Source organism: Ferrimonas sp. SCSIO 43195, assembly GCF_023716685.1.
GTDB lineage: Bacteria > Pseudomonadota > Gammaproteobacteria > Enterobacterales > Shewanellaceae > Ferrimonas > Ferrimonas kyonanensis.
The window spans coordinates 833,628-859,741 of the sequence record NZ_CP072679.1; the positions used below are offsets into that span (position 1 = coordinate 833,628).

Annotated in this window: 25 protein-coding genes; 8 read left to right on the forward strand and 17 right to left on the reverse strand. The window is 57.2% G+C overall.

Features of this window, described 5'->3' with window-relative positions; translation table 11 throughout:
- Window positions 1-429: 429 nt before the first annotated feature.
- From J8Z22_RS03985 to J8Z22_RS03995, 3 genes are read left to right on the forward strand one after another with little or no spacing between them, the layout of a single operon-like run.
- The gene (locus J8Z22_RS03985; RefSeq protein WP_028114053.1) at window positions 430-1,626 is read left to right on the forward strand and encodes a porin; all 1,197 of its coding nucleotides are present in this window, start codon (window positions 430-432) and stop codon (window positions 1,624-1,626) included.
- Between the two features lie 7 nt (window positions 1,627-1,633).
- The gene (locus J8Z22_RS03990) at window positions 1,634-2,164 is read left to right on the forward strand and encodes an FMN-binding protein (RefSeq protein ID WP_252008923.1); all 531 of its coding nucleotides are present in this window, start codon (window positions 1,634-1,636) and stop codon (window positions 2,162-2,164) included.
- Entirely contained in the window at window positions 2,161-2,859 is a 699-nt protein-coding gene (locus J8Z22_RS03995) for a PepSY domain-containing protein (protein WP_084144516.1), read from the forward strand. The genes J8Z22_RS03990 and J8Z22_RS03995 overlap by 4 nt, the downstream gene beginning before the upstream one ends.
- Here the strand turns inward: J8Z22_RS03995 and J8Z22_RS04000 are convergent.
- Genes J8Z22_RS04000 through J8Z22_RS04025 form a run of 6 tightly spaced genes read right to left on the reverse strand, consistent with a single transcriptional unit; the run spans window position 2,743 to window position 8,075 of the window.
- Entirely contained in the window at window positions 2,743-4,050 is a 1,308-nt protein-coding gene (locus J8Z22_RS04000; protein WP_252008925.1) for a lipopolysaccharide assembly protein LapB, read from the reverse strand. The two genes, J8Z22_RS03995 and J8Z22_RS04000, sit on opposite strands and share 117 nt — an antisense overlap.
- 51 nt (window positions 4,051-4,101) lie before the next feature.
- On the reverse strand, window positions 4,102-4,737 hold the full coding sequence (locus J8Z22_RS04005; RefSeq protein ID WP_051252815.1) for an energy transducer TonB: 636 nt from the start codon (window positions 4,735-4,737) through the stop codon (window positions 4,102-4,104).
- Window positions 4,734-5,153 (reverse strand): biopolymer transporter ExbD, encoded by a 420-nt coding sequence (locus tag J8Z22_RS04010; RefSeq protein WP_252008929.1) that lies wholly within the window; start codon window positions 5,151-5,153, stop codon window positions 4,734-4,736. Before J8Z22_RS04010 ends, J8Z22_RS04005 begins: the two co-directional genes overlap by 4 nt.
- Window positions 5,150-5,749, reverse strand: a complete 600-nt coding sequence (locus J8Z22_RS04015; RefSeq protein WP_028114048.1) for a MotA/TolQ/ExbB proton channel family protein — start codon at window positions 5,747-5,749, stop codon at window positions 5,150-5,152. The genes J8Z22_RS04010 and J8Z22_RS04015 overlap by 4 nt, the downstream gene beginning before the upstream one ends.
- Complete coding sequence (locus J8Z22_RS04020) at window positions 5,743-7,167, reverse strand: MotA/TolQ/ExbB proton channel family protein (protein WP_252008930.1); 1,425 nt, start codon at window positions 7,165-7,167, stop codon at window positions 5,743-5,745. The genes J8Z22_RS04015 and J8Z22_RS04020 overlap by 7 nt, the downstream gene beginning before the upstream one ends.
- The gene (locus J8Z22_RS04025) at window positions 7,164-8,075 is read right to left on the reverse strand and encodes a DUF3450 family protein (RefSeq protein ID WP_252008932.1); all 912 of its coding nucleotides are present in this window, start codon (window positions 8,073-8,075) and stop codon (window positions 7,164-7,166) included. Before J8Z22_RS04025 ends, J8Z22_RS04020 begins: the two co-directional genes overlap by 4 nt.
- Before the next feature lie 603 nt (window positions 8,076-8,678).
- Here J8Z22_RS04025 and J8Z22_RS04030 point away from each other — a divergent pair.
- Window positions 8,679-10,841 carry a TonB-dependent receptor gene (locus J8Z22_RS04030; RefSeq protein WP_252008936.1) on the forward strand — a complete coding sequence of 721 codons (2,163 nt, stop codon included), beginning with the start codon at window positions 8,679-8,681 and terminating at the stop codon, window positions 10,839-10,841.
- A 138-nt stretch (window positions 10,842-10,979) separates the two neighbouring features.
- Here the strand turns inward: J8Z22_RS04030 and J8Z22_RS04035 are convergent, their stop codons facing one another.
- The 7 genes from J8Z22_RS04035 to J8Z22_RS04065 all read right to left on the reverse strand — a co-directional run bounded on the left by J8Z22_RS04035 (window position 10,980) and on the right by J8Z22_RS04065 (window position 17,505).
- Complete coding sequence (locus J8Z22_RS04035) at window positions 10,980-11,876, reverse strand: ABC transporter ATP-binding protein (protein WP_028114047.1); 897 nt, start codon at window positions 11,874-11,876, stop codon at window positions 10,980-10,982.
- On the reverse strand, window positions 11,876-12,703 hold the full coding sequence (locus J8Z22_RS04040; protein ID WP_028114046.1) for an ABC transporter permease: 828 nt from the start codon (window positions 12,701-12,703) through the stop codon (window positions 11,876-11,878). The genes J8Z22_RS04035 and J8Z22_RS04040 overlap by 1 nt, the downstream gene beginning before the upstream one ends.
- 9 nt (window positions 12,704-12,712) lie before the next feature.
- Window positions 12,713-14,302 carry a M28 family metallopeptidase gene (locus tag J8Z22_RS04045; RefSeq protein WP_371878103.1) on the reverse strand — a complete coding sequence of 530 codons (1,590 nt, stop codon included), beginning with the start codon at window positions 14,300-14,302 and terminating at the stop codon, window positions 12,713-12,715.
- Window positions 14,303-14,447: 145 nt separating this feature from the next.
- Complete coding sequence (locus J8Z22_RS04050; protein ID WP_252008939.1) at window positions 14,448-15,896, reverse strand: DUF4397 domain-containing protein; 1,449 nt, start codon at window positions 15,894-15,896, stop codon at window positions 14,448-14,450.
- 57 nt (window positions 15,897-15,953) lie between these two features.
- Window positions 15,954-16,490: a DUF3833 domain-containing protein gene (locus tag J8Z22_RS04055; protein WP_252008942.1), complete on the reverse strand. Its 537-nt coding sequence runs from the start codon at window positions 16,488-16,490 to the stop codon at window positions 15,954-15,956.
- Window positions 16,487-16,984, reverse strand: coding sequence for a hypothetical protein (locus J8Z22_RS04060; protein WP_028114042.1), 498 nt, complete (start codon window positions 16,982-16,984; stop codon window positions 16,487-16,489). The genes J8Z22_RS04055 and J8Z22_RS04060 overlap by 4 nt, the downstream gene beginning before the upstream one ends.
- Window positions 16,981-17,505 carry a DUF2878 family protein gene (locus tag J8Z22_RS04065; protein ID WP_252008945.1) on the reverse strand — a complete coding sequence of 175 codons (525 nt, stop codon included), beginning with the start codon at window positions 17,503-17,505 and terminating at the stop codon, window positions 16,981-16,983. The genes J8Z22_RS04060 and J8Z22_RS04065 overlap by 4 nt, the downstream gene beginning before the upstream one ends.
- A gap of 176 nt (window positions 17,506-17,681) precedes the next feature.
- Between J8Z22_RS04065 and J8Z22_RS04070 the strand changes: the two genes are divergently transcribed.
- The 4 genes from J8Z22_RS04070 to J8Z22_RS04085 all read left to right on the forward strand — a co-directional run bounded on the left by J8Z22_RS04070 (window position 17,682) and on the right by J8Z22_RS04085 (window position 20,624).
- Window positions 17,682-18,200, forward strand: coding sequence for an LON peptidase substrate-binding domain-containing protein (locus tag J8Z22_RS04070; protein ID WP_252008947.1), 519 nt, complete (start codon window positions 17,682-17,684; stop codon window positions 18,198-18,200).
- A 112-nt stretch (window positions 18,201-18,312) separates the two neighbouring features.
- On the forward strand, window positions 18,313-18,954 hold the full coding sequence (locus J8Z22_RS04075; protein ID WP_252008949.1) for a sigma-70 family RNA polymerase sigma factor: 642 nt from the start codon (window positions 18,313-18,315) through the stop codon (window positions 18,952-18,954).
- Window positions 18,947-19,633, forward strand: coding sequence for a ChrR family anti-sigma-E factor (locus J8Z22_RS04080; RefSeq protein WP_051252808.1), 687 nt, complete (start codon window positions 18,947-18,949; stop codon window positions 19,631-19,633). The genes J8Z22_RS04075 and J8Z22_RS04080 overlap by 8 nt, the downstream gene beginning before the upstream one ends.
- Window positions 19,634-19,853: 220 nt before the next feature.
- Window positions 19,854-20,624, forward strand: coding sequence for a hypothetical protein (locus tag J8Z22_RS04085; protein WP_252008951.1), 771 nt, complete (start codon window positions 19,854-19,856; stop codon window positions 20,622-20,624).
- A gap of 38 nt (window positions 20,625-20,662) precedes the next feature.
- Here the strand turns inward: J8Z22_RS04085 and J8Z22_RS04090 are convergent, their stop codons facing one another.
- The 4 genes from J8Z22_RS04090 to J8Z22_RS04105 all read right to left on the reverse strand — a co-directional run bounded on the left by J8Z22_RS04090 (window position 20,663) and on the right by J8Z22_RS04105 (window position 26,109).
- A complete protein-coding gene (locus J8Z22_RS04090; protein ID WP_028114037.1) occupies window positions 20,663-21,469 on the reverse strand; it encodes a hypothetical protein in 807 nt (268 codons plus the stop codon).
- A gap of 84 nt (window positions 21,470-21,553) precedes the next feature.
- Entirely contained in the window at window positions 21,554-22,489 is a 936-nt protein-coding gene (locus tag J8Z22_RS04095) for a hypothetical protein (RefSeq protein ID WP_252008955.1), read from the reverse strand.
- Between the two features lie 60 nt (window positions 22,490-22,549).
- Window positions 22,550-24,382, reverse strand: coding sequence for a hypothetical protein (locus tag J8Z22_RS04100; protein ID WP_252008958.1), 1,833 nt, complete (start codon window positions 24,380-24,382; stop codon window positions 22,550-22,552).
- A 2-nt stretch (window positions 24,383-24,384) separates the two neighbouring features.
- Window positions 24,385-26,109 (reverse strand): hypothetical protein, encoded by a 1,725-nt coding sequence (locus J8Z22_RS04105; protein ID WP_252008961.1) that lies wholly within the window; start codon window positions 26,107-26,109, stop codon window positions 24,385-24,387.
- Between the last annotated feature and the right edge of the window lie 5 nt (window positions 26,110-26,114).

Genomic DNA, 26,114 nt, shown 5'->3' on the forward strand with positions numbered 1-26,114 from the left:
AATCCTGGCTGAATTTTATGAATGTTGTTTCTCAGCCTCTGAGGCGTCTTGGGTAATGCCGCTGTTCACCCTGGGGGGGGTCTATTTTAATCGTGCTTAATCATGGAGTTAACCTTGAGTTTCTTACTGAGGGAGGCATTAGCATTTTGGTCTGAATGAGATTTGGATCACCTTTGTATATCCGAATATGCAGTTTGAATGACTCTTTTCATATGACTGATATTTTGTTGTTTTTACTCTGCCTAACGCAGAGTGTGATCAAAACACGGTGAATTGTGTGCTATTTGAGGTTGGCAGCGGTGCAGTTGGTGGTTTGAGGGGTAAAAAAAATGTGAAAAATACTGGTAATGGTAATGAAAATGGCTATCATTTCAGAAAATTCAGAGAAGAGCCGTTTTGGCCAATTTACCTCCGGGGAAGATGATGCACATGAAACTCAAGCCACTGGTAGCCGGCATTGCGCTGGCACTGACTGCAAATGGCGCCTTTGCCGCCGACAGCGTTGAACAACAACTGAAGGCACAGCAGGAGCTGATTAAGCAGCAAGCCGCAGCCATCGAAGCGCTGAGCCGTCAAGTTAAAGACAATCAGCAAGCGGTTGAAGCCGCCGTAGAAGCGGTTGAGAGCGATTCGGGCTCCAGCGCGCTGGATAAGGTCACCATCGGTGGCTACGGCGAGCTGCACTACAACAACCTTAATGGTGAAGGCGGGGCCAGCGACAAAAGTGAGATTGATTTCCACCGTTTCGTGTTGATGTTCGGTTACGAGTTTACCGATACCATCCGTTTCTTCTCTGAAGTGGAACTGGAGCACTCCCTGTCTGGCGACGGTAAGCCCGGTGAAGTGGAGCTGGAGCAGGCCTACATCGACTGGGATCTGTCTTCTAACCTGACGTCACGCTCCGGTCTGTTCCTGTTGCCTGTGGGTCTGCTGAACGAAACCCACGAACCGGATACCTTCTATGGTGTCGAGCGTAATAACGTCGAAAAGTACATTCTGCCGACCACCTGGTGGGAAGCGGGTACCGGTCTGATTGGCCGCCTGGATAACGGCGTTACCCTGCAAGGCTTTGTACACAGTGGCCTGGAAACCAATGCCGACGCGAAATACTCCATCCGTTCCGGTCGTCAGAAAGTGGCCAAGGCCAACGCCGAAGATCTGGCGGCGACCATTGCGGTCTCTTACGCTGGTATCCCTGGTCTGACCGTGGGCGGCTCGTTCCAGTACCAGGCTGACATAACCCAGTCTCTGGATGCCGATGCTGGCAGTGCCACCATGCTGGAAGCTCACGTGGACTGGCAGTACGAGGCATTCCGTCTGCGTGGCCTGTACGGCATGTGGATGCTCGACGGTGATGGTCCTAAGTCCATCGGTGCCGATGAGCAAAACGGTTGGTACCTGGAGCCAAGCTTCAAGGTCACCGAAGAGCTGGGTGTGTTTGCCCGTTACAGCACCTGGGACAACCAAGCCGGTGACAGTGCTGACAGCGCCAAGGCTCAGACCGATATCGGTGTCAACTACTGGATCCACCCTCAGGTGGTATTCAAGGCCGACTACCAGTGGCAGGACAACGACAACGACAAAAACCAGAATGGTTTCAATCTGGGTGTAGGCTACTCTTTCTAAGATGCTGATGTTGAAAAAAGGGGGCCGAGGCCCCCTGTTTGCTTTTTGGACATTGCTGCTGGCAATGATGAGTGGGGGGGCACTGGCCTCCACCGAGTACCTGAGTCAGGAGGCATTCCTGTCTCAGGCGTTTGACGGTGCCGAGCCGGAAACGCGCACTCTGTGGTTGAAAGGGCCCCTGAAATCGGAATTGAACGAGTTGATGGGGGAGAAGTACGCCAAGCTTCGGGTGCGCTACTGGCAACGGCAGGGCCGTTCTGCCTGGGTGCTCGAATCCATCGGCAAGGACAAACCCATAACCTTTGGCTATGTGGTTGAATCTGGTGTCATAGTACAAGCCAAGGTACTGGTATTCAGGGAGCACCGGGGCTGGGAGATCCACAGAGAGGCTTTTACCCGCCAATATTCGGGAGCCTCGTTGCAGGATCAGCGCCTGTCACGAAGCATCGATGGCATCAGTGGCGCGACCTTATCCGTGCATGCCATGAACCGAACCGCTAAGATGGCGTTATACCTGGCTGACCATGTAACTCAATGAAGACCCGAACTTTGACCCGCTGGCACAGCAAAATTGGCATTTTGGTGTGCGTCTGGATCCTGCTGCTGGCGACCACCGGCTTGCTGCTGCAGCACAGCCATCGCATTGGCCTGGATCAACCCTCATTGACCGCCCCCTTGTGGTATCGCATCGCCGGTGTGCCTGAACCCAAAGTGACCGCGATTGAGTCCCTGCCGCTGTATCAGGTTGAGCAGGCGCTGATAACGCCCATGGGCAAGGTGGCCGAGTTGCAGGGCGGCCTGGTTGCCGCCATCGCCACACCGGAGGTCATGCTGGCGGCGGATGGGCAAGCGCTGTATCTGTTGACCCGGGAAGGTGAGTTGGTGGAACGGTTGCCGCACGGCGCTGGCATACAGTCTCTGGGGTTGGATGACCAGGGCAGGCCGTTGCTGCTGGATCAGCAGGGGCAGGCCTGGGCCCTGGACTGGTGGATGGAACAGGCTCCGCAACGCAGTGACGCGCAGCTGGTCAGCAAGGGGTTGTTGCCACAGGGGGCTGAGTTGCCGGCTGAGCTGGCCGGCAAGGGCGTTGGTATCAGTGTCGAGCGTCTGTTGTTGTCACTGCATACTGGTCGCATCTTCGGCCCCGTGGGGGAGTGGTTGATGAGCCTGGTGGCGCTGATGGCCATCGCCATTGCCTGTACCGGCTTTGTTATCTGGGGACGGCGGCGTTGACGGCCGAACCTGACTCTGAGCCGGCGCAGCGGTAAGTTGCTGGTGGCGCTGTCGATACTCAAGCAACTCTTTAATGTAGTCGCGCAGCGCGCCGGCCTGATTGCCCGGGCGATCGTCAGCGGCCTTGTCCAGCCAGGGTAAAGCGGCGTCCAGTTTGTCCTGAAGAAACAGAATGTAGCCGGTCATGGTCAAGGCATATCGGTGGTCAGGTGTGTGTGTCAGCACCCGCCGAAAGGCCGTTAATGCCGGTTCTAACTCGCCGTCATCAAAGCGCAACTGGCCGGTCAGCAACCACAACCTGGGAGTGTCCCAGTGCGCCACTTCGCGCTCTAGTACCATTCTGGCGCGCTGAGGTTGGAATCCGGCAATCCAGCTTTCAGCCTCTTTTTCCGTGAGTTCTGCCGAGTGCTCCTGTGCTGCCAGTCGATGGTAATAGCCGGCGGCATCCAGGGGTAACTCCTCCATGCGGCAGATGTCGGCCAGAATTCGCAGTTCGGAGGGATCAATGACTCCCATATGATCCAGATCTTTTAGCTGGATCATCGCCTCGGAAAAACGTTGCTCTTGAACCAGCAGGCTGGCCAGCGAGCGGCGAAAGCGGGGTGAGCCTCCCATGGCTGGGACCAAAGGGAACAGGGTATCGATAACTTGAGGGCGTCTGTCTGCCGCATCGGCGGCGGCGGCGGCAAGTTCTATCCAGTCCAGCTTTCTTTGTGCCGGAAATCTCGACAATAGCTCCAGGCTCAGTGTCAGGCTGTCTTGCCAATGCTGCTGTTTGTATCGGGCCAAGGCCTGAAAATAGCGCAGATCCGATCGCTGTTCACCACTGAGCCGGAAGGCCTGTTCCAGGGCCGTGGCGGCTTCATCAAAGTGTCCGGTTTCGAACGCTAGCCGACCGAGGTTTTGCCAACTGCCGGCGTGGGAATCGCACAATTGAGAGGCGTGGCGAAAGTGGATCAGAGCCTGTTGCGGCTGGTCATGTTGCGCCAGTTGAACACCAAGGTGGAATTCCAGTAGGTGGTGACTGGCGTCGGCTGCTTTTTCTGACGTGGTGGACAGAACCCGCAATGCCTGTTGCGGTTTCTCCTGTTCCAGAAACAGTGAGGCCCGGGTCAGCGCCTGGTTGATGTAGGGGCTGGGTTGGGCATTGCAGGTGCTGGCCTGAGCGTAGCCGGGCACGGTGACGAGCATTACTGCCAAAGGCCAGAGAGAACGGAGTGAAATGAGCATTGGCATAGGGGGTTATTTATTCAAATTGAAGTTAATGACTTGAGTAACGTTGACGCGCACCGCTTCACCGGTGATTTCTCCGGGCCTGAAGGTCCAGCGACTGACCGCATCGAGGGTCGCTTTATCAAAGACATTGGGCGGCGTCGCGCTGACCACTTCCATCTCACCGACGGTGCCATCTTTTTCCACCACAAACTTCACTTTGACTTTGCCGGTCAGTCCCATTCGTTTGGCTTGAAACGGGTAGATGGGGGACTGATTGTGAGTAGGAATTAACGGCTTATCCAATTGAGCTTCGCCGAATACCAGGTCGCCCGGAGTGGGCTTGAAGATGCGGGTATCCAGCTCTGGCAGCCCTGGATCAGCCTTCAGGCTCAGTGAGCTGGTCTGTATTGGTGTGGTATCAATGGGCAGTGCCAGCCTGGGTTTAGGCGGAGCCTGTTGCGGTTTCGGTTGCTCGGGTGGTGGTGGCGTTGCCGGTTTCATGGGCTCCAGTTTTACCATGGAAATGGGGCGGGCCAGAATGAGTTGGTCACTGCTTCTTGGCGGCGTACGAAGCCCGGGCAAAAGAGAAAATATCAGCAAATTGATTATCATGGCCAGCAGTGCAGCCAAGCCCAGCGGCAGCCACTTGTGATGCAAGATCATCGCTCACCCTTATTTTGAGTGGCGACGCTGACCCGCTCGGCACCCGCCAGACGGCACTGATCCATCACTCGAACCAAGATACCGGTAGGAGCGGCTTTGTCTGCGACGACAACCACATCGGCATCGGGTTTGTCGGCGACGGCTCGGGCGACCAGCAGTCGAACGCTTCGAATGTCGATGGCCTTGCCGTCAAAATGCACTTCGCCGTTGTCGGCGATGCCGACCAGAATAGCCTGCTGCTTGGAAACGACGGCTGTTTCGGCATTGGGACGATTGATGTCGATGCCGGTTTCTTTCACAAAACTGGTGGTGACCATAAAGAAGATCAGCAGCAAGAACACCAGATCAATCAGAGGTGAGATGTTCACTTCCGGGGTGGCCTTTCGCCGTCTTAATGAGTCTCTGATCTGTATCACTGGCTGCTCCTTTGTAAGAGACTGATGGTTTCGTTGAGCGTCTGGCTCAGGCGTCGGGCACGGCGGTTGAGGATGACCCCGAGAAACATCCCCGGAATGGCCACGGTGAGTCCGCTCTGGGTGGTAATAAGGGATTCGGAGATACCGCCAGCCATGGCTTTGGCGTTGCCGGTTCCAAACAGAGCAATGACATCAAAGGTAGCGATCATGCCATTAACGGTGCCCAGCAGCCCCAGCAGTGGGGCAATGGCGGCCAGAGTGGCAATCAAGCCAATTCTTTTATCCAATTTAGGCTGAGTCTGAAGTCGGTATTGTTGCAACAACCCCTGAAATTCTGCTGCCGTCGCCGGAGTATGGGGGGCTAGGAATCGCACCAAGTCACGGCGAACACCGGCCTGGTTCGGACCGCAGTCCCCTCGGCGTATCATCGATATGGCGGAGTCCAGGCTCAGGTCGTCCTGCTCCAGCCTGTAGAAGGCGAACAGTCGCTCCAGGCTGAGGCACCACAGCAGCATGGAGCACAGCATGATGGGAATCATCACTGTGCCGCCAGTGCTGACGTAGTCGTACAGTCCGACAAGTACTTCCGTTAACATGCCGGTTCTGCCGAGAGAGCGGGGGTGCGCAGGCTGAGGTCTTCACGCTGAATGATGTTAGTTAGTGCGACGGCTTTCTCTTCCATGTCACCGATGATGTGCTCAACCTGCCGGTTTAGGACCGAATGCAGCAGCATGATGGGGATGGCAATGGCCAATCCCAGCATAGTGGTGATCAGGGCGGTGGAGATGCCGCCAGACATCATTCTCGGATCGCCGGTACCGGCAATGTGGATCACTTCAAAGGTATCGATCATGCCGGTCACCGTGCCTAACAAACCCAGCAAAGGTGTAACGGCGCCGAGCATGGCCAGGAAGGGCAGGAACCGCTCCAGTCTGGGGAGTTCTTTAAGAATCGCTTCCTGAAGAATGCTCTCTAGGACATCTCGCGGCTCGCTTCGAGCGGCCAGCCCGGTGCGCAACACGTTGTAGACCGGCGATGTTTTTCGTTTTGCGACCATCTGGTCACATTGTTGCCATTGGCCCTCACCGGCCAGTGCATTGACTTTGTTCATGGTGCTGTCGGTATTGTCATGCACCCGCTTCAAAAACCAGGCGCGCTCCACCGCGATGATTAAGCCCAGCAAGCCGATGAAGACGATGGGCCAGACCAAGGGGCCCCCTTGCAGGATGCGTTCAGACAATGAGGGCGTACGGCGCAACTGATCCAAAGCAGCCCCGGCGCTGAGGTCCAGCGGCAGAACGTCACTTTTTCCCTCCAAATAGCGGTCAAGGGCCCACTGCAACATGAACCCCGGTGAAGAGGGCATCTCTCTGAACGTTAGGGTGTTGGCGTCATAGAGAATGGGCTCGCCGTGTTGGCCGGACAGCACCAGTGACATAAAGGGCCCGGCTGTCAGTACCTGCCGTTCAGTGATGGTGCCATCCCGACCGGTGACGTTGACCAGGTGCAGGCCCACTTCGCCGCTGAGGGTGATTTCATCATTGAAGTAGCGAAACAGACTATTGAGATCATTAATGTCCGGGAATTGGGTGCCGTCAGCCAACAGATCGAGGTGTTGAATGCGCTGGGGGGTCATTGCTGAAAAAGGCGATGCCAGGGCCAGTTGGCGCAGGTTTTTGGCGGCAGTACGGACGATGGCAACGATGCGGCCAACCTGTTTTTCCAACGTGTCTCGCTGGCCGGTTAATTGCTGCAGTTCGGCGTCCAGATTTTTGCTGCGAACAGACTCCTGTTTTTTCTTCAGTTTCAGAGCGTTAATTTCACCTCGAAGGCGCTGAATGCGTTGCTGCAGGTCGTTGCGTTGATCGGTAATGCGTTGTTGGGATTCGCTATCCTGAGCTTTGCGTTGGGTCAAAGCCGTTTCGGCATTGGCCTGAGCCTGGCGTAGATCGGCACTCCAAGCGGAGTTGATGCAGGAAAGGCTCACTAACATGATGATTAAGAGGCGTTTCATGGCAGGGTAATCCTTCCGATTGGCAGGCTCACCAGTTCGGCACTGCGTCCATGGTTGGCCAGGGAAATGGCTTTTTTCATAGGGGCGACACAGTCGCTGGGTAAGGGATCGAAACTGAGCGTTTTCGGATTAAAAACACCACATTGCGCCTTATCGAGAGTCTGATAATACAGGGCAAGTCGGCCGACCTTCAGCAGTTGGACGGTGAGGGGATGACCATTGAGTTCGATGGTCTCCTGCCAGGATTCACTGGTGTGGCCGAATTGCGTTTCTATGGTGAACAGTTCCAGCAATCGTTCCAGCTTCTCTGCTTGCTCAGTCGATGGCGCGTCCAGCCAGTGGTTGAATTGTTGCAGTCGTTGCTGCCGCTCTTGCTGCAAAAATGGCAGGCTGGTCTGAACCGCTTGTGCCGCTTTTTGAGCCTGTTCGTCGATAACAGGATCCAGCCCTGAAGTCAGTCGACTTGCACTGGCGATGTCTTGCTTTAGGCTTGCCGCCGTATCGGATTTTTGGGCATTGCTCCACAGCAGGCTGTCGACGTCTTTTTTCAAAGTGTCGTGTTGCTCAGTGAGCTGTTGCAACTGCAGTTCGAGCTGTTTGCGCTGTTGATCCCATTCGCTTTCCCTACGTTGGGTCTGATGACCAACTGCGATATCGTTTTTAACGGTTTTATCCAGTGTGGCTGGATCAGCATGACTGTGGCCACAAACCAGCAAACTGAAAATCAGAGTAAGCAGCGGGCGCCTTTTTGCCTGAGGCAGGCAGGGTTGGTGCCGTTTATTTAAAGGATATAAATGCATTGGGAGTCTGTCTTTAATCGATGTTAGGTGTCTACGAACAACTGACGTTGCTGAATTCCTAAGCCAATAATTCAGGCGATCTTGAACTTTGAACCTTGAATCTGTCAACCTATTTGTGAATCATTATCGTTTTCATTCTCACAAATTTGAATCTGCATCCATCCTGACTGAATATCGGTAAAGAACCTTCAATTTACGCCGTGGTTACATTTTTGTTACCAGTCGCTGTCTTTTGAGTCAGTGAGAAGGTGCGTTTAATTTGACTGTTTCTGTCCATGCTTTCTTTCTTCTGGCGCTATATGAGAGGCAAAGGTTGCGCTTGGCTTAACGCAAAATGCAAAAGGGTGTATATGCGGTTTTGCGTATTAATACTGGAGGATTTGATAGCCGCTTGGGCTTATTAGGGTAAATCTTTTTACATGGAGTCGAGGTCATTTTTTGACACTGCTCGACAAATGAGAATGATACGCGTTTGGTAGTGTTTATCATTCGCGTTTGAGTGTATAGTGGCGTCGCGTTTGCTGTGTCTGTTGCCATGATCGATGGAGCAAACCGTGTTCTGTTACGGTTTCTGGCACTGTTGCTGTGGTAATGCTGCTCACTATAACGGGGGGTATTAGCAGGGTAGTGCCTGGAACCGCGGCGTGTTTCGCCGAGGAAACACGCCAACGTAGCCCTAACTTTTGAGTGATTCCAGGAAGTATTTCATATATGAAATTCAAGGAAATAACGGTTGCCGGTACTTTTATCGGCCTGATCTGTTCCAGCGGCATCCAGGTGTATGCCGAGCCTCAAACTGAGCAGAGTCATGTTTCGACAACGGATGAAGTGGCATTGGACGAAAGTACGGTGACCGCAGATTACGTTGAAATTGAAGCAATCAGTACCACCAAGAACATTCGAGTGATCTCTCGTGAAGACATGGAGAACAAGGGCTACGAAAGTTTGTCTGAGGTGTTGGATGATGTACCCGGAATCAATGTCTCTAAGACGGGCTATGGTGAGATTGACATTCGAGGCCAGGGCAGCCGAACCGCCGGTAGAAATATTCAAATCATGGTCGACGGTGCGCCAATCGGTATTTTGACTCAGCACCCTTATAAAACCGACTACAACATTGTTCCTGTCGACCAGATTGAAAAAATTGAGATTATTGAAGGGGGGGGGGCGGTATTGTACGGCAGCGGTACTGCCGGCGGAGTGATCAATATTACCACCAACCTGAAAGGGATGAAGAAACCTCAAAACTCGGTGAGCTATGAATATGGCTCTGAAAACCAACGTCGTTGGTCAGGGAATTTTGGTGTTCAGGCAACCGATGATTTGGTCTTGCAGGCCAACTATTCCGCTGAAAACTCCGATCTCTATTTTAAAGATACCTACAAGAAGAACGAATATTACGGCCTTGGTGCTGCTTATCAATTGACCGACAATCAGATGCTGTCAATGAAGTACAGCCACTATGAAGAGGATGGAAAGTACGTCTTCAATGTCAGTGCCGACAATTTGAAAAAGTACGGCCGTAACTACGTTCCCGATGAAACCCGGGTGACTGTCGGCTATGACGAGGAAACCGGAGAGTACATCTATGAAGTGAAGCGTCGCTATAACCAGAGCGATCGCAAATCCGATGGCTTGAAGTTATCCCATAGCATTAATTTCAGTGACTCACTGTCGTTGATGACCGATCTGGTGTCTCAGAAGGGGTATTACCGAAACTCCCACTACGAAGACAAAGACATGGATTACCAGACCAAGGGCGCCAAACTGAAGCTAAACTGGGGCTATGCTGATCATCATAACCTGCTGGTGGGGTTAGATCTTCTCAACCAGGAGGCAACCCTGACCCAGCCTAAGTACAAGCAAAATACCTATAACGTCTTTGATTATGAAAAGGAGATTCAGGCAATCTTCGTTCATAACAAGAATCGAGTTGGCAACTTTGAATTTACTCAGGGTATTCGTTTTGATGCGACCGACTGGATTACCGCTAAGCCTGAATGCGCCAGTTCCAAGTGTGCCGGCACTTCGGTAAGGCATAAAAATGAGCGTCGAAATCAAGCCTATGAACTGTCGTCGGCGTGGTTGTACTCGGACACAGGGCGGCTGTTTGCCCGATATGAGCGTGGTTTCACCACCCCAGATGGCATCCAGATGACCGACGATGTCTATGTGGACCCTAAAAATCACGTCTTTGTGGCCACCGAAGCCGACGATGAGATTTACGATACCTATGAAATCGGGATGCGGGACTATTTTCTGAGCACCTTCCTGTCGATGACCGCGTACCTGACCGAGACTGATAACGAGCTCAACCGGGTTAAAATTGAAAGCCCTATTGCAGACAAGAGTTACAAGAAAGACAAGAAGACGCTGAACCTGTTGAAGACCCGCCGGTACGGCGTGGATTTTTCTGCCGAGCAGGTCCTGGGCCAGTTCCGCTTGTCCCAGAGTTACACCTGGTCCAAAGGCAAAACCGAATACAACAGTCAGGGTAAGGCGTTGATTGAGGAAGGCAAGCAGATTGACTGGAGCGACAGCGGTCTGCAGAAAGTGCCCGAACACAAGGTGGTGGTAACGGTAGACTATGATTTCACACCGCGCCTGAGCGCCGGCGTGAAATACAAGTACACCGGCGGATACTCCAACTACTTTGATGAAGCCGACAAGCCCGAGGATGAACTGGTGGACAGTTATGAAACCACCGATCTGAGTGTACGTTATGCCATGGCCAATGGCCTGACCTTGTACGGCGGCGTTAACAACCTGTTTGATGAAACCTACTATCACTACGTCGCCACTGGCTCTTCGTCGTCCACGGTATGGCCGGCCTTTGGCCAGACCTGGTATCTGGGGGGGCGGTTTGAGCTGTAACGGCGAGACTGGATTGACGCCGAGTCGTTGTCTCAACGGCCGAGCATCGACGTGCGCTCGAGCCAGGAGTTGAGCCGACAGAAAATGACGAGGCCCCTGTTTAGGGGCCTCGCTGTTGTTGCAGTCGAGCGTCTCGGTTCAGTTAAACAACCGGTCTTCCAGGCTCAGGCCCCGGCTCAGTTGCCGGTACTCCAGCTGCTGTCGGTGCAACGCTTGCAGCAGTTCGATGTCGAACTGGGGGTGGGCGCTGTCGTCGTAGCGAAGCAGAAACTCCTGTTGCCCCTTGTGAGTCACTTCGCGGACGCCCGGCAACTGTCTGAGCCAATGGTCGGCCTCCGTGCCAGACTGCGGGGTCAGGGTCAGGGTCAATATGGCGTCTTTTTGACTGCCATGAACCTCCAGAGTCTGGCTGATGCGGCCCTGTTCGATGTGCAGCACCGTGTCACACATCTTCTGCAGCTCTTCCAGGTTGTGAGAACTGATCAGAAAATGACATTGGCCTCGCAAGCTGTTGACCAGATCCCGGACGGCGCGGGCGTTGGCCGGATCCAAGCCAGCGGTAGGCTCATCCAATAACACCAGCCTGGGTTGGCCCATCAGCGCTTGGGCAATGGTGACCCGCTTGCGCATGCCGTGGCTGAGATCCTGGGGTCGACTGGCAAAGGTATCGGCCAGTTGCACCAGCTCCAATACCCGCCGTGCCTCCTTATCCGCCTCGGTTTTACTCATGCCCTGCAGGGCACCGAAGTGGCGCAACTGAATGCCGATGCTGAAGCCGGGATCCAGTTGGGCATCCTGAGGCAAGGCGCTGAGTTGCCCCAGCAGTTCACTGCTGCCCGGAGCGTGCCCCAGTACCGTCAGCGAACCGCTGCTGGGCTGAAGATAACCACAAATCAACGACATCAGCGTGGTTTTTCCGGCGCCATTGGGGCCCACCAGGGCGATGCTGTCGCTGCCATCGAGACTCAGGTCGACGCGGTCCAGGGCCAGCTTGCTGCCGTAGCTTTTACTGAGTTGCTGTGCGTGAATCAACATTACAAGGCGGTCCTTTTCAGGGTCATCTGGGCCAGCACCAGCATCAGCAGGGCTTGGGCGACGGGCAGCCAGGCCAGCGACAGAGCCTGGCCTGGTGAGGTGCCGATGAGATCGCCGAGTTGGCCACCGGGAACCAGGAAGCGCAGCGCCTCCAACGGGGCGTAGATCATGGCGAGCAGGCCGATCAGCAGCGGCGTGAACAGCCAGAACAGGCTGGCCAGTACCACGGCCTGTCGTCCGGACTTGGCGATCAGCGACAGCAGGGCCATGGTGGCAGTAAACGGCAGCAGCACCAGCATCAGGTTAAGGCTGATCAACAGGGCATGGCTCAGCAGAGACATTAGCTGGGTATCGCCGTTGTAGAGCGCCAGACCGAGGGTGGCAACGACCGAACTGATGACCATCGCCATCTGTATTAGCATCAGTCCCAGAAAACGGCCCAGCAACAGGCTATCGCGGCTGCTGCGCAGGGTCAGAAATCTCAGGGTGCCGCGCTGCAGATCCGAGGCCATCTGATCGGCACACAGGCCGATGGCGGTCATGGGGTACAGTAGCAGAGCCAGTCCCCAGTACACCGCCAGTTCCGGGTGAGGCCAGTCAAACAGGACGGCGATGCCACCGTCGCCGAGCAGGGCGGTGACAAACTCCTGCATCTGCGGGTTTCTCAGCAGGTCGCTGGCTTGCAGTATGGGGTAACGCAGTAGCAGTCCCCACACCAGAGCGAAGGCCAGCAACCACAGCAGCCCCCGTTTGGTTTGAAATAACCGTTTGAGTTCAAAGCCGGCGGTCAGGCCGACGTGCCTCATTGACAGAGAGTGACTGCTCACCCGATCTCCTTAACGCCCGTCTTGGGCTCGACGTGTTTTAAATTCAGACTCTTCCAGCCACTTGGGCCAGTCCGAGTTATTGGCCAGCTCGGCGGCCAGGTTGGCCATTAGCGCCAGGTCTTGTTTCATTCCCGCCAGCGACCAGCGAGGATCGTAATCGTCCGCCGGCTTGTGGTAACGGTGAGGAATGTAGTCCGGATCGTTATCGCCCAGGCTCATGAATAGCAGGCCGGGAACCCCCTGCTTGGCCATGGCGAAATGATCACTGCGATACAGCAATCCGGCCTGAGGACGAGGGTCGGGCTTAACGGTACGCCCTTGTTTGGCAGCTTCTTTTTCAAGGTAGGCTTCCAGTTCGGAAACCCCATCCCCATAACGAAGGATGTAGCTTAACTGGTCGCCGACGTTCATGCCATCGATGTTGAGAAAGGCCACCATCTGTTTGGTGGGAATGGGAGGATGCTCAGCAAATTGCTGGGCGCCAATCATGCCAGTTTCCTCGGCGGTGAAGCTGGTGAACATCAGGGTGCGCTTAAACGGGGCGATGGCGTGCCGGGCTTTTAGCACCCGTGCCAGTTCCAGAACGCCGGCGACACCGGTGGCGTTGTCGATGGCACCATTGTAGATGTGACCATCGCTTTCGTTGGTGCCGAGGTGATCCCAGTGGGCGTGAATCATCACCACTTCGTCGGGGCGCTCGCTGCCGGGAAGGATGGCCAGCACGTTGTGGGAGGTGGCCTGGGTGCTGCGATTGGCAAAGCTCAGGCTGGCCTTCTGGTTCATCGTCACCGCTTTAAAGCCGGGCTCGGCCGCTTGGCGACTGAGGGCATCGAGGTCCAGCTTCGCTGCGGCAAACAGTCGCTTGGCGGCGTCCTGATGCAGCCAGCCCATCACCGGTAACTGATCGGCATTGCCCTGCTTGTCCACCAGGGTGTATTTGCTGCCGGTGTTGGAGTTTTCCACCACGCCCCAGGCGTAGCCGGCGGCATCGGTCTGGTGAATGATCAGCGCGGCGGCGGCCCCCTGGCGGGCTGCCTCTTCGTATTTGTAGGTCCAGCGGCCATAGTAGGTCATGGCATTGCCTTTAAACAGGGTCGGATCCTGAGTGGCAAAGCCCGGGTCATTGACCAGCATCACCACCGTCTTGCCTTTGACGTCCAGGCCTTGATAGTCGTTCCATTGGTATTCGGGCGCATTGATGCCGTAGCCGACAAACACCAGTTCGGATTGTTTCAGGTCGATTTGGCTGCGCATCTGATGGGTGCGGGCGGTGAAGTCGCTGCCCACTTTAAACTGCTGTTCACCGACGGTCAGGGTCATGGCCTGATCGGCAGTGACCTGAGCCAGGGGCACGGGTTGCAGGTATTGGCCCTGATAGCCGGGCTCAAGGCCGAGTTGCTTGAACTGACCGGCGATGTAGTCGATGCTGAGGCGTTCACCCGGGCTCAAAGGACCGCGGCCGCCGTACTGGTCTGACGCCAGAGTCTTGATGTGCTGATGCAGGTTGGTGTCGTTAAAGTCACCGCTGTCGGTGGCAACAACGGTCATCGAGCTGGCCAGCAGGCACAACCCGGCTGTGAGCCTTTGGAAAGCGAACATCCTGTTTCCTTATGATTATTCTCTGTTTGGCGAACAGCAAACACTAGCATAACAGGTGTAATTCTGAACAGCTTCAAGGACGGCGGGGCGCAAAGAAAAGGGGGAGACCACCGGCCTCCCCCAGGATGGGCGTCAGAGTTACGGGTTAGGGTGCCAGACCATCCAAGGTAATCACCCCGATGTCGATCCCTGGGGTTGCCAGCCCGGTGGTGTTGTTCGGATCGTCCACTGCGATGGCGGTGTAACGCATGCCAGTCTGCAGCTCCAGCATTGCCGGTCCGACGGCGATGACCTCAGGGGTATTCTCCGGTGTAATCAACAGGTAGTAGTTGCCCGGGGGAATGCCAAGGATGCCGGACTCCACCAGGTAGGGCACCCCGGCCAGTTTGATGTCACCGTCGTCGGCCATCATGTCGGCGCTGAGATAGATGTCCACCTTGCCCGCCGAGGCGCTGGCGTGAAACACCCGCAGCCGCGCTTCGGTGGCGATGGCTCGAAGGTCTTCCTCTACCGCCCACAGCGTCGGCATCCCCATGGCGTCGATGACCGCAATGGCACTGTAGGCGGTGCCGGCCGCCAGAGTCAGTTCGGGAATGTCGATGAGCACGGTGGAGGTGGCGTTGGCGGCAACCTGTATCTGGTAGCTGTCGGCATCCAGGCTCAGGAAGCCCTGAGCCGGGGTGGTGTTAGCGAACGTCAGGTTGTACAGGGGGGACGCGGCATCCGGAGCCTGGCCATTGACCCAGATGTCGACACCGCCGACCGCAGCAATGCCGTGGGTGGCTCGCAGCCCGGCCATTAACTGACTGTCCTGAATGATGGCGGCATCGTTTCCAGCTTCATCGGCGCTGTTGTCGGCCACCAGCAGGTTAACCGGTGCCGCGCCAGCCTGGGTGTTGGCGACGGCGGCAATAAACAGGTCGGCGGCATCGGTGAGCGCCAGGGCACCACTGTCGTAGGCCACCACGCTGGGATCATCGGGGTCGGTCAGGCGAACTCGGTAGGTGCCGGGCTCCACCATCACCGGGTCCGGGGTGAACTCGCCAAAACTCAGTTCGGTTAACTCGGTGGCGGCTGAGAGTGGGTCGTCGGCGCCGGTGACGTGGACGCCAACCCGGCCGACGGCGGGCGCGCTGTGCAGCACCTGCAGCCGCAACATGGTCAGGTCTTCACTGAGCAGGTTGCGGGGAACAATCACCGGGGCAAAGGGAGTGGGACCAGAGCCCGCCAGCAGGCTGGCCACTAAGCCAGTCGCGGTGACGTTGTACTCGATGTTGGGATCCAGGGTGAGGGTTTGGTCGAATACCGTGGCGGTGCTGCCGTCGGCAAGGATGCCCTCGACCTTGATGTTGTGGCTGCCTGAGGGCAGAGGCAACAGGGTGGAGGCTTGCTGGTAATCGACATCGGAAAGTACCGCATTCCCGTCGACTAGCACGTTGACTTTCGGGGCATCCGGCGACGCATGGATCACCCGAACATAACTCATGGTGAGTTCGGGAGGGGTTATGACCACGGGATCGTCATCATCATCGTCACAGGCAACAATTAACAGACAGCTGCTTGCCACCAGGGTGGCTTTAAGTAGGGCTTTCATGGTTATGCTCCAGTTTTCGATAAGCCCGAATCAGTACGCCGCTGCCGTGGCCGCAGATCAGAAATTAGCGGCTTGAGCCGCTGTTTTTTTCTCAAAAGACAAAAACACCTCGGCTACAGTAATGCCGAATTTCTTAATTTTTGCCCGATTTAACATGCGGTTGGTATCTATCATCACCATGGTGTCATCGAAGCTGACTTGCCAGTCGCCGCTATCGGTGCTCAGTTCCATGTCATAGACCCAGTGCAATACCGCGCCGCTGACTCGCCCGTGAGCGACGCCGATGATGTCGTCGGCCTGGCCTCGATAACTGCCATCGTCGAGACGTTCGATACGCCATTGCCGGAATTGAGTCTCGCCGTCGGCATAAAAGAAATACTCATCCAGGGTGCCTTGTGTGCCGCTCCAGCGGCCGTCGATGCGAACACGAAAGCGGCGCACCACCTCGCCGGAGCGGTCGGTGACCATGCCGTACGCCATCACTTCGCCGTCAAAGAACGTTTCCAGGCTCATTGGCGGTTGCCATTCCCGGTAGGTTTCGAGGTCATGACTGCAGCCCACCAGCAGTAGCGTAATCAGTAGCACGCGAATCATGGTCGGCCTCCTTGCGCCCCGGTTAGTTGCCGGGTAAAGCCCGGGTCGGCGCTGTCCCGAGACAACCAGATCGCCAGAAACTGGCGGTTGCCTTCGCTGCTGTCAAAGTTACAACGTCGTTGTCCGTTCCAGTCCAGGCTGGCACTGCTGTCCTCGGCCAGATAGAAGCTGAGGGTATGACCAACATCGACGTCGGGAAAGCAGGGGCCCATCTGCTGCAGCCACCGTTGGCTGGCGGCATCCTGATAGCCCATGCGTTGCCACTGGGATTCGGTGGCCTCGAGCAGTTCAATGGCATCGATCTGCCTGTGGTAGGTCAGCGACAGCCGCAGCGGACCAGTGAGGCCCAGGTAGCGGCCCTCCTGGTTAAACAGTTGGGCGGTGTAGATGTCCCAAAACAGCACCGAGAACGTGCTTTGGCCGATGCGGTCCAGGGCTGAGGCGGATTGCAACCCCAGCCACAGTGTCAGGGGGATGAGGGCATAACGGGTCATGGCGTTTCTCCCAGGCGGTGAATCAACAGTGGTAGCAGCGCCCACCACAGAATAAACGGCAGGCTGACGGCCAGTTGCGACCAGTGAATGCTGGCATGGCCAAAGCTGGTGGCTGCGGCGTAACTGGCTGGCCCTCCCAGGGCGCCGAGCAGGCTCAGAGCCCAAAGAGGCCAGTGAATGCTCGCTACCAATATCAACAGGTAACGGCAACAGGCCAGCCACAGCAGCGCCAACCACAGAGGCACGCCAGCCAGCAAGGGGCCAGGCTCGAACAGAACTAACCAGCCGCTGCTCAGCCACAGCCCATCGACGACAATACCCAGGCTGGCCAGCAGTAGAACCGAGAGCCATTGGTGTCGCCCCAAGGGGGACAGCCAGGCCCAGATCAGCAAGGCGGGCAGTTGCCAGCTCGCGGCTGGTGCCCACATGCTTGCCAACCAAAACAACTGAAAAATCACGCTGTCGACCAACAAGCGGCGGGTCTGGCTGCGCCAGCCATTGGGGAGTGTTAAGGGCTGCATGGTGACTCCTGGGGCCAAAGATACTGGGTTATACGAAGCTTTTGGCCTCAGGATCAGGGAATTCGGTGAACCACTTGCCGGCGCCAGACGTAGTGAACGCTATCCTATGTTGCCGCGACCACGAGAAAATGATTCCAGTCTTCCCCCTTAATGCTCACGTGTTCCCCGAGGGACGGTTGAGCCTGCGAATTTTTGAGGCCCGATACTTGCGCATGGTGCGTGAGCGGGCCGGCCGACCCGATGGCTTTGCCATGGGCATGCTGGTGGAGGGGGAAGCCGGCGGTAACGTGCTTAATCTGGCGACTCTGGTCAACATCGTCGATTTTGACCAGCTGCAGGACGGGTTGCTGGGGATCACCGTGGAGGGGATCGAATTGGTAAGGCTGAGCCAGATGCGAACCGATGCCGACGGGTTGCGCTGGGCCCAGTGTGAACCGGTACCCATCTGGGTTGACGGGGGCGCGAACGAGGATGACGGCATCAAGTCAGCCCTGCTTCGATTGCTTTCTGAATACCCGGAGATCGGTGCATTGTATCCCGATGCCGAACGGCGGCCGTTGCAATGGTGCCTGTTGAGGTGGTTGGAGTTATTGCCCATTGATGCCGAGGCCAAAGCTCACATTCTGACTCGGCCGTCGTCGGAGATGGCGGTGTCGTTGATTCACTCCATTATCGATCGCAGTGATCCATCTTAAGGCGTCACTCGTATTGCGTGTATCTGCTCGTTGACCTATGGTGAGAAAGGAAGCTGGTATGATTCATAATCAACCGTTTGTGAGGCGAGTGCGCAACCACAAGGAGCGCTCAATGCAAGGCGTCGCGCCCTCGGCTTCAACCAACCAACCTGAGACTGGTATGGTGCAATCGCCGAATAATGATCCCTCCCCCCAAGCCCTGTCCAAGGCGATGATTCAGGTTGCCAACGACAGAGACAAACGCGCTTATGCGATGCTGTTTAAGCATTTCGCAAATCGAGTGCACGCGTTTTGTTATAAAAAGGTCGGTGACGATCAGCTGGCGAGGGAGGTGGCTCAGGACACCATGCTGGCGGTGTGGCAAAAGGCGCACCGGTTCGACGTGGACAAGGGCAATGTGTCCACCTGGATCTACACCATCGCTCGCAATCGCTGTTTTGACCTCGGCAGACAGAAGCTGTCCAGGCCGGTGCTGGTGAGCTCCGACGACCTGTACAGCGAGCCGGCGCCCCAGTCCCATGACAGTGATCGTCTGCTGCAGTTGGCGACGGAGAAAAAGCGCTTGCATCAGTTACTGGCCAACCTTCCGGAAAATCAGCGTCAGGTGGTGTCGCTGGTGTACTTGAAAGAGATGAGTCACCAGGCGGCGGCCCAGCATCTGCAACTGCCAGTGGGCACGGTGAAGAGCCGGCTGCGGCTGGCGATGGAAAAATTGGCGTTACGCCTTAACAAAGGAGCTTTGGGCTATGACTGAACGTCATCCAACCTTGGCTCAGATTGAGCAATTCATTCAGGGCGACCTGGATGATATACAGGCCATTATGGTGTCGGTCCATCTGGGGGCCTGTTCGCAATGCAGCCAGCTGGCGCAGCAGTGCCAACAGCGCCAGGCGAGCCACTCGTTGATGCCGGCATCCGATGTCGAGGCGTTTGACGACGCCGATCTGGACCAGATACTGGCACAGCTGGACAGTGAAGAGCCGGCGTCGGCGCAGCCTGATGTCGAGACCCGCTCGCCGACCCAGCTGGAGTTTCAGGGGCGCACGGTCTCGGTTCCGCCGGCATTGTCGACGCTGGTGGCGCGGGCCGGACCTTGGAGTCGAGTGGTGAGCCGACTTTGGAGCGCCACCATTCAGGGACATCAGTTGCCTTATCAACTGAACTTTATCTACATGGAACCCGGCGGCAGCATTGCCACTCATGCCCACAAAGGGCTGGAGTGGACCCTGGTGCTCGACGGTACTTTCTCGGATGACCGGGGCGATTTTCATCCCGGCGATCTGATTCAGTGTGATGATCAAGTGGAGCATGCGCCCTATTCGGAGAATGGCTGCTTGTGTCTGGCGGCCATTGATGCGCCGCTGCATTTTACTTCGGGATTGGCCCGAGCGCTGAATCCGTTCAGTCAGCTGTTCTTTAAGCCCGGAGGCTAGTGTTATCGGGTCACACTCTGACGCAATACTGAATCTAAGCTGACTAATCGAAGGATTTCAGTAAGGTGTAGGAACTCCGCCAGCCGTTGAAGACTCTGAGTTTTTAAGGCTGGCGGTTTTTTTGTGACCTCGTCGAGGTTGAAAAAGCCCCAGCTGGCCCAGATGCTAGTAGTGTCCACCCACCTGTCGGTGGACTCGTTTCTCTGGAATAGGAGTCAGAATGGGTAAGTTTTTAAAAACGGCGTTAATGATGCTGATGGTCGGGCAAGCCCCGGTTCAGGCCGCAACGCCGCTGTCTCTCAATCAATCTCTGACCGAGCTCCCCGGACTGGAGCGCGCAAGTAAGGCCCAGAAAGGCCTGCCGGAACTGATGGCCATCAATAGCCAGGAGTATGCTTCGGTAATTCAGCCGACCACAGATTTCGAAAACCTGTATCAACACGCGCAGATGGCCCAAAACGAACTGGCCATGCTGACTCATCGCGTAGCCTACCTGTCCTCCACCCAAGCCAGTGTCCCCGATGTGAAGAGTCGAGAGCGCGCGCTGGCAAAGCTGGAGGGGAAACTGGATGGTGACGTTCGTTTACTCACGGATCTGGCGCGCACCACCTTAGTGGCGTCAAATGTGGAAGGGGTGGTGCGAGCCTATCACCACCTGAATCAACACGGACAGGTGGTGAAGGTTAAAAACCGGTTTCAGACTCCCAAGGCCAACGGCTATCGCGACATGAACGTCCTGGTGCGCCTGCCGCAATCTAAGCTGGTGGCCGAGGTTCAGATTCACCTGGCGGACATTGCCGCCATTAAAAGCGGTGCCGAGCACGATATTTATACTCAGATTCAGGAGATTGAGCGACACGCTGCCCAGCAGCAGCGGGACTTGGCAGAGATTGAGCTGGCGCGAATCAGCAGGCTTAAACAGCAATCCAGCGAGTTGTATCAGCGGGCCTGGGAGGCACACGACACCCCGGCCAGGGTCAATTACGGATAGGGAATCAGGGCGGAGTCTTCTCCGCCCTTTTTTTGTCTTTAATTCAGGTCTGAATCCTGCCAGTAGCGGCTACCGGTGACATTGGCATCGAGCAGGATGCCCTTGTCATTCAGCACGAAGATGGCCATGCCGCCGTTGTACTTGGCACTGACTTCGGCGGATTCATCCCAGGCCACCAGGCCGGCCTCACTGCTGGCTTCCCAGCCATCGTGAACAAATTTATCGAAGTGGGTCTGGTCTTCGAACAGCATCACCTGTTGATAGAATTTGCCCCCCAGCCCCAGAGCCAGGCCAGCCCCAAACATATTCATGTAGGTACGCTTATGGCTGTGGCGGTTGACCGCAACCCCGGAGCCACCGTTGGTGTGCAGCATCAGCGAAAACTTCCTCGAATCGAACACCGCATAGCCGTAGGCTTCATCAAACAGCGGTTTGACCTCGGGATGTTCACTGAACAGCCGAACCAGGGTGACTTCTGACATGGTGTTCAATGCATCCCTGGCTTGTTGCGGGCTGTCCGGTTCCAGCATCTGCTCCAGTTTCGCCTCTCCCTGCTTGGCCCAGACCTTGCCTTTTTCGAGGGCGTCGTCACTCCACTCGCCGGCGTGATCCAGGGCGCCATCGGCCCACTCTGAGGAGGCATCCCAGGTGTCGCTGCTCCACTCCGAGGTGGCATCCCAGGCCTCTTTGCTGGCATCGGCGGTGGTCTCCCAGGCTTCCTTGCTAACGTCGGCGGCTTGCTCGCCCAACTCTTTGGCTTTGGCTTTCAGTTCGTCCCAGCCTGCCTGGGCCGGTGCGCTGAGGGCCAATATGCCAGCCAGAGCCAGCATCTGCGGGTGTTTCATGGTGCTCTCCTCAATCATTGCTGGCGCCAGTATACCAGCGCCCGGTGAAAAAGAGGTGCAGGGTGCCGCTTGCGGTTGCAGTGCTCAGCTGCGGGCCGATTTTGGCAACGCCTTGGCGGCAGGCTGCAGCATCAGGTGCAGGCTGAAGACGGCGACCGCCACCATCGCCAACGGCGTCAACCACTGAACGACCAAGAACAACCAAGGATTGCCAAAGTACTCGTAGGCATAGCACAGCCCCTGCAGTGCGCTGAAGGCGACAAACAGCGGCAATGCCTTCAGCAGCCAGAACTTGGGTTGCCAGCCGAGATTGCGCAGCCGTTGCATCAACAGCACAAACGACAGCACATAGGCGATAACGGTCGCCCCTCGAGCGAGCATCTGGGCGGTGTCGGCCAACTCATAGTCAGCGGTCATTGCCACCGCCATCAGTAGGGCGATGATCAGGCTGCTGGCCAGTCCCAACTGCAGGCAGCGCCACAAGTAGTGGATGGGGGAGAGTTGTTCCTTGTGGCAATCCGGGTTGTGCTTGAGCAGCGGGTGTCCGGGGTTTTGGCGGCTGAGCGCGGGCTTGCGCCACAGGATGGGCAGTTGCAGCAGGGCCCAAACCGCCATCAATGCCCCCTGGCCGGTGATCAGGAAGCTGGGTGGCTGGCTGGGAAAGGAGAACATTCGCAGCATCAGGCTCAGGCCGATGGTGGCTTGGAAGGTCAGCAGCCCCATGGGCAGCGCCCACCATTTGCCGAAGGCACGATTGGCCAGCATGAGGCTGGCGATCATAAACAAGGGATCCAGCCAGATGCCGCCAAACAGGCCGGCCCAGGAGACCACCACCGCCTCAATGGCGCCGCCGCCAAGGCCGCTCCAAAGTTGCTGGCTATGCAGGGGGGCGTTCAGGGTCAGCAGCAGCGGCACGGTGACCAGCAGCATCACTCCCAACAGGTAGCGATCCCGATCCAGGGGCGCATCGTCGCGGGAGAACTGGTTTTTATAGAACAGGTCTTTTATCAGGGTAATCATGGGGTTCTCTGGTGTGGTTACGAGGGCGCCGCCACCGGCGCCCCGTTGTGCTAAGGGGACTCAGTCGTCCTCACCCCAGTCGTCATAGGGGTCGCGTTCGGGTTTGGTAAAGGTGTTGTCGTTGTAGGGCCAGGGTACCGCGGCCAGGAAGGTGGCCAGCTCCGGCGTGTCGGCATGGTGTTCGCGAATTGCCGCCAGGGTGTGATTGATGTGAAACGGGGACACCGCTTCACCTCCACCCATGGCACAAAAATAGGCGGCCAATTGCGGCAGGTACGCCTTGTTCAGGCACAGGCTGTAGGCGGCATGGGCAAGCAGCGGCTCACCGCCATGGCCTTCCAGGGTTGCGGCACAGGGCCAGCGGCTGACGCTGTCAATCAGCTGGGCGATCAGGGGCGCACAAGCCTGGTGGTGCACTGCCTCATGGAAAAACTGTTTTTCACTCTGGGTGCGGCCCAGGCCATCGCTGAAGGCCAGGTAAAGGGGGCGTACGGTGGCGTCGGGTTTGGGGTTTAGCCTGCCCACCAGTCGCCCCAGCCATCCTGACTGGCTCTCCTGGGGGCCACCTAGCTGCTGTTGCAACGCGGGCAGCAGCGCCAGCAATTGCTCCAGGGCCTGTTGGCGCCCTTCGGCGCAATGGAGATCGCCACTGGTAATATGAACGCAGCCACTGGGGCCCGGTTGGGCCTGCAGTGATGCTGGAATCCTCAGTGGTAAGCCGGCGCGGCGTTGGCAGGGCAGCCATTGTGGGTCTCGTTGGTCGAGAGGTGCGGCCTCCATGGTTTTTGGAAGGCGGGCTTCTAGGTGTTCATCGCACTCGAAACCGTAGCTCAGGGTTAACCGGTCTTGTTGGCGGCCGCTGGGGGCGAGTGGGTCATGATCGAACGGCATCGGCGAGTGGCAGTTGCCCTGCGAATCCTCAATTCCCACCCGGTAAAGGGGGGAGCGGCGTTCACCGTCGAGACCGATTTTCTGTACCGTCCCGTCCTGCCAGCCCAGCCAGATCTCCGGCTGAGTCGGGTCAAACCAGGCACCGGTCAGGCAACTGAGCAGTGTCTGCCAAGCGTCGTTGTCGGTATGGGCATATTGGCCAGAGGCGATGCGAGATAAGGACTGTCGCAACTCCGGATGGTAATGGTCACTCTCCACCTGATCCAGGTGCAGATGACGGACTTCCCGGGTCCACAGCACTTCGCCTTGGTTCAAATCCAGCAACTGCAGCTCAAACGCGAACCGGTCTTCATCCACTTGAATCAGTCGATCGGCCCCGGGCATCAGCGCCAGCCCTCGAGTCCGGTCCAGATAGAGCCAGGGGCGAACGGTGACGTCCACCGGGGTGGGTTTGCTGGCTAGTACGGCTCGTTGCTGATCGCCATTGCCGGGATTGAGGCAGTGGATCCAGTGCTGGCGGAATTTGTAACCCGGCTTGCTGTTGCGGCCATAAAAGGCAAACTGGCCGTCGTGGCGACGGGTCAAGGTGGTGAGATCATGCTCGCTGTCGTCGATGGGCCAGTTGGCCACCACAGTGCCCTGGTTCAAATCCAGCGCCAGCAGGCGGTAACCATTGAGCTGTTTATGACGAAAATCCGCCGCCAGCCACAGTCGCCCCGTGTCGGTGTCCAGCCAGGCGCCGGAGTCGTAGCGGCAGCTGAGATCCGCCAGTGGAGTGACAGTGCGCTGGCGATCATCCCCGAGAAACACCTTACCCCGATCGGTGACGGCCACGAATCGGTGCTGATCCAGCGGTTGCAACAGTTTCATGTCGGAGTCTTCGCTGCCCGGTAGCTCACCCTGCCAACGCACCTGCGGCGGTTCGGTCGACTCGATAACCTGTATCTGAATCGCGCCTACGTAGTCCAGGGAGAGGGATTTCAGGCGATAGGGGAAGGTCATGATCAGTATTCCTTACCATTGAATGGCCAGGGCAAAGCCCGAATGAAACGGCGATAGTGACGTCGCTTGAATAAGCCGCGGTTGTAGAGGCTGTCGATCACCGGCAGGGTGTGTTCCATATGGAATTGGGCACAATGCTCGCCGTCGATGACATTGAAGTACGCTGCCAACAGCGGCAGATGGTCGATGCTGTGCTCTGCCAAAGCCAATACGGTATCGGCCAGGGCGGGCTTGCTGTCGCCGCTGCGCAGCCTAGCGGCCTGAGGGCTGTGGCAGAGGAGTTCGATTGCCTGGGCCAGGCACTGGGCACCGCCGGGTGCCTGAATTGCCGCGCGGGCAAATTCAAGCTCGTTGGCCTGATTGCCGTCGGCGTCGCAAAAGCTGGGCTCCAGTCGGGTTCCCTTTGCACTGTCAGGCAGTTGGCCGACCAGGTGCGCCCACTCCCTGGCCCCTTGCAGCCGATCTTCGGCCAGGGCCAGGTAGCCGACTTCGATGATCAGTTTGCCCGCCTGAGTATGGGCCAACCTTTGCTCATCGCTCATCACCAGCTCTGGCTGGGGGCAGACGCGGCTGGGAACCGACACAGTGCCGCTAACAGGGTCGGTTATCGGGTTGCCGATATCCAGCTGTTGGTAGTCCATGTTCACCGTCATCAGGGTGCCGTCGTCCAGTGGCGTTAGGGCCTGGGACCAGGCCGGGTAACTGAGATGGGTCAATGGGTTGTTAAGGTCATGAAAATGGTCTGGCTGCGGTTTCGGACGGTAAAGCCGGCTGTCACCCAGGGCAAACTGTTGGCCGGTGTTCAGGCTGAGCTGTTGCACGGCTCCATCCAGCCACTGCAGCCACAGGGTGCGACCATCCTGGCTGAGCCTCAGGTCCCCCAGGGCTTCGGTGAAGCTCTCCAGCGCCTGCTCCAGGTCATCGGCATCCACGGACTCTCCCCTGGCGTGGGCTATCAGGGTGGCAAACTCCTCGGCATCGCAGTCGCACTGCGGCTGGCTCAGGTAACGCACCGGCTGGCGCCACAGGATGGTGAACTCCATCAGATCCACCAGTTGCATTCCGTAGCCGAGGCGATGGGCGTTGAGAGGCAGGGTATCCATGCAGGGCATCAGCGCCAGTTCCAGTCCCGGATGGATGGTCATCACCCGGTGGTGATACATCACCTCGGGAAAGGGGCGGGAATCCAGAGGGTGAAACTCGGTGTCGCCACTGTCGGGGTTGCAGCAGTAGAAACCGTGGCGGCGAGCCGGATCGCCGCCACGGCCGCGGTTGTAGAACAGAAAACGGCCGTCATTGCGCCGAGTCAGGCTTTGAGTATTGATGTAGTCCGGCAGTGGCAGATCGGCGATCAGCTGCCAGTCGGGCAGCGACCAGCCCATTAATCGCGGCGACTCAAACGCGTCCGGCTCCCGCTCCATATCGGCGGCATACCACAGCTGCCGTTGGTCGCGATCCAGCCAGCAGCCACCGCTCAGGCCCCGAACCGGCAGGGCCTGAACTGGTTTTAGTTGCTGAGTTCTCATATCGCCGAAAAACAGCCGTCCGGATTCGTCGGCCACCACGAGATGATCGGTGTCCAGCAGCTCGGCGATCAGGACCTTGTGCTCGGAACCAAGCAGCTCCGCCTGCCAAATGAGCCGCTGGCGGTTGTGATCGACCGGCGTCAGCACCCGCAGCTGGTTGCAGCCGCCATCTCGATAAATGGCAATCACAGGGGATGTCATTGATG